This is a genomic window from Desulfobacter sp. (genome assembly GCF_050177295.1).
In genome coordinates this window covers 1-3,106 of sequence record NZ_JBFXHE010000480.1, presented here as the reverse complement: position 1 = coordinate 3,106, position 3,106 = coordinate 1, and the positions used below count along the sequence as shown (strand labels likewise).

At 54.4% G+C, this 3,106-nt stretch carries 3 protein-coding genes; all 3 read left to right on the top strand.

The features are described 5' to 3' along the window. On the top strand, positions 1–970 hold a 970-nt coding region (locus AB7U36_RS21400), incomplete at its 5' end, for a TonB-dependent receptor domain-containing protein (RefSeq protein WP_428161646.1). 11 nt (positions 971–981) lie between these two features. Continuing rightward, positions 982–1,896 carry a class I SAM-dependent methyltransferase gene (locus AB7U36_RS21395; protein ID WP_428161645.1) on the top strand — a complete coding sequence of 305 codons (915 nt, stop codon included), beginning with the start codon at positions 982–984 and terminating at the stop codon, positions 1,894–1,896. Continuing rightward, positions 1,886–3,106: ABC transporter substrate-binding protein (locus AB7U36_RS21390; RefSeq protein ID WP_428161644.1), on the top strand; the 1,221-nt coding region annotated here is incomplete at its 3' end. The genes AB7U36_RS21395 and AB7U36_RS21390, both read left to right, overlap by 11 nt.

The following is a 3,106-nucleotide window of genomic DNA, read 5'->3' as shown; positions in this document are numbered from 1 at the left end:
TCGCAAAAAAGGCGCATTTGTCCAGCATAAATTCGGCGTTATTCCCCATGTGGACATGACCCTGGGATTACGGTACGAGGATGTCAATATCTGTGTCAGCAACTGGTCCAACGGCAATCTGTATAACTCATATTACGACAAATATGTGAAGCGGGACTTTGACCAGATCATCCCAAAATCCATGACCACCTGGCATATGGACCATTTAGGTGCCTGGTTCCGGGACACCTCCCTTTCCGCCGGTGTCAGCAAAATCTGGCACGCCCCGGACTACCACGGTGATTACAACCCCCAGGGTCGACCTGCCGGTATTACCCTGGAACCGGAACACGGCATGGGATATGACCTGATGATAAACCGCAGGCTCTGGGGCAATATCAACCTGAAAGCCGGGTATGCGTTTTACGATATCAAGGATTTCATCGCCATCAACAGCAGCTTTGCCCAGTATTCAGGCGCCGGGGCCGGGGTGTTGCGGTTCAGCGACTATAAAGTCAACCTGGAGGAGGTTTATCGCCACGGTACCACCCTCGAGTTGTCAGGAAATATCACTCCGGAACTCTCTTTTTATCTGAGCTGGGCCTGGCAAAAATTTGAAAACCAGGGAAACGAACCGGCCGGAGAAACCGAACTGGACCAGCGGGCCGAGCACCAGGTCGGGATTGGACTGCGCTATGCCTTTAACGAAAAAGCAACCCTGATGCTGGATTACACCTACCAGAGTGACGAATCCACCGAGGTCTCCGAAGAGATTGCCGATGACGTCTGGAATTTTCACGAGGTGGACATCCCGGCCCACAGTGTGGTGGACTTAGGTTTTGAGTACAAATGTTTTGAACAGCTTGGCTGGCTGAAAAACGGCACCGTGAACGTATATATTAAGAACTTGCTGGACCAAGACTATTATGACAGTACGGGGTATCCGGCCACGGATAGGACAGTAGGCATCACCTTCACCATTAAGATATAGGGAAAACGATTATGGAACTACAAGCAAACGCCCAAACATTCTGGGAAAATCAGTGGCTGAAAACCATTGAACGATCCAAAGCTGAACAGCCGGCAAGGTCGGAAGCTCGCGGCCCCTGCGATATAAACAGATGGGACAACATGGCCAAGGATTTTGCCCAACGAACCAGCGGAGAAAAGGCGTCTGTCAAGCGGGATGCCACGCTTAAACAGCTTGTGGACAAAGGGATTTTGACCCCAAAAACACGGGTTCTGGATATCGGTGCAGGCCCGGGCTCCTGGGCCCTGCCCATGGCCAAACTCTGCGCCCATGTCACTGCCCTTGAACCCTCGGGCGGCATGATCGACATCATGTCGAAACGGATCGAACAAGAAAAGGTTGACAATATTAGCATTGTTCAAAAAACCTGGCAGGAGACGGATCTGGCAGAACAGGGATGGGAAAAGGCCTTTGATCTGGTATTTGCCTCCATGACACCCGGCATTGACGGGCCTGATGCCGTCATGAAACTGATGGCGGCCTCCACCCATTATTGCTATATGAGCGCCTTTTCAGGTCCCGGCATGAATCAGCAGTTTGCACCCCTGTGGGAAAAATTTTTCGACCGCCCCATGCCCCAAAAACACACGGATATCATCTACCCGTTCAACCTGGTTTATGCCATGGGGTATCGCCCGGACATTACCTTTTCCTGGTGGAACAAAGAGATCGACTGGGACAGGGATCACACCATCCGCCATATCACTCGTTTTTTTCAGTCCCATATGGAGATCACCCGGGAGGCGGAACAAATCATCGCCGACTATGTGGAGACCCGGTGTGTTGACGGCGAATATGTGCCTGCCGCACCGGTCTGCCGGGGTGCCATGACCTGGTCCGTTCACGAAGACCGCAAGACCACATCGGGAGGGTCGGATGGCATATAAACCGGCGAGTTATGCACTGCGCCGGTGTATAGTGATCCTGGCGTTATGTCTGTTTTTTCTGGTGCCGACACTCAATGCCGGCACCTCGTCCGGTCAGGTGGAGGTCATCCGGCTGGCTGGCGGGGACTGGGGATACCCGAGCCCCTACGCCCACTATCCCCGGGGGCCCGGGGGGTTTAAAATGTGCATGATCTTCGACAGTCTCCTGGAACGTGGGGATCAGGGACTTATCCCCTGGCTGGCCACATCCTGGCAGGTTGAAGACCAGGGAAAGGCATACATATTCACCGTTCGTAAAGGAGTCAAGTGGCATGACGGTACACCCATGACACCCGAGGATGTGGCCTTTTCCCTGAATTACGCCGGCCGCTTTCCCATGACCTGGTCCTATGTATTTGACCGCATCGACCGGGTTGAAATCCTTGACGACGACCGGATCAAGGTAACCTTGAAGACGCCCACCGCATCAATGCTTTACAGCCTGGGCATCAGCCGTATCATCCCCAAACACATCTGGGAAAAGGTGGATAATCCCAAAACATTTACCACGCCGGAGGCGGTGATCGGCACAGGCCCATATCGGCTCACCGGCTACAGCCGGGAACACGGCACCTACCGGTTTGAGCGGTTTAAGGATTTCTGGGGACCGGCCGTTCGGGTCAACCGGCTGGAGTTCATCCCGGTAAGTGAACCCATTCTGGCCTACCAGAAGCACGAGATAGACATGATCCGGGTCTCCCCGGACCTTTTGCCCAAATTTGAAACTGATCCCGAACATAGGATCCTCAAGAGTCCGGGGTTCTGGGGATACCGACTCCTGTTCAACCGGAACCTTCCCGGTCCGGCCCAAATCACTCAGGTCCGCCGGGCCTTTACCCATGCCGTTGACCTTGACGAACTTGTGGCCAAGGTGGCCCGGGGAGCGGCCCTGCCCGGACGGGCAGGCATTCTGCCCCCGGACCATGTCATGGCCGCCCAAAACGTCAGAGCCTATGAGTTTAATCCCGAAAAGGCAGGCAGGCTTTTGGACCAGGCCGGATTCACCCTGAACGGGGGATCTGTGCGAACAGGAGCTGACGGCAAGCCCCTTGCCTTTGATCTGTTATGTGCCGGCGACGAAGTCCGGATGGCGCAAATTCTAAAACAGCGTCTGGCTGACGTGGGCGTGGAAATAAGCATCAAAAGTTGCAACGGTAAAACCCGGGACAGC

What these genes read in the sequence shown, in the direction of transcription:
- AB7U36_RS21395 (WP_428161645.1), top strand. Translation starts at nt 982, where the DNA reads ATGGAACTACAAGCAAACGCCCAAACATTCTGGGAAAATCAGTGGCTG.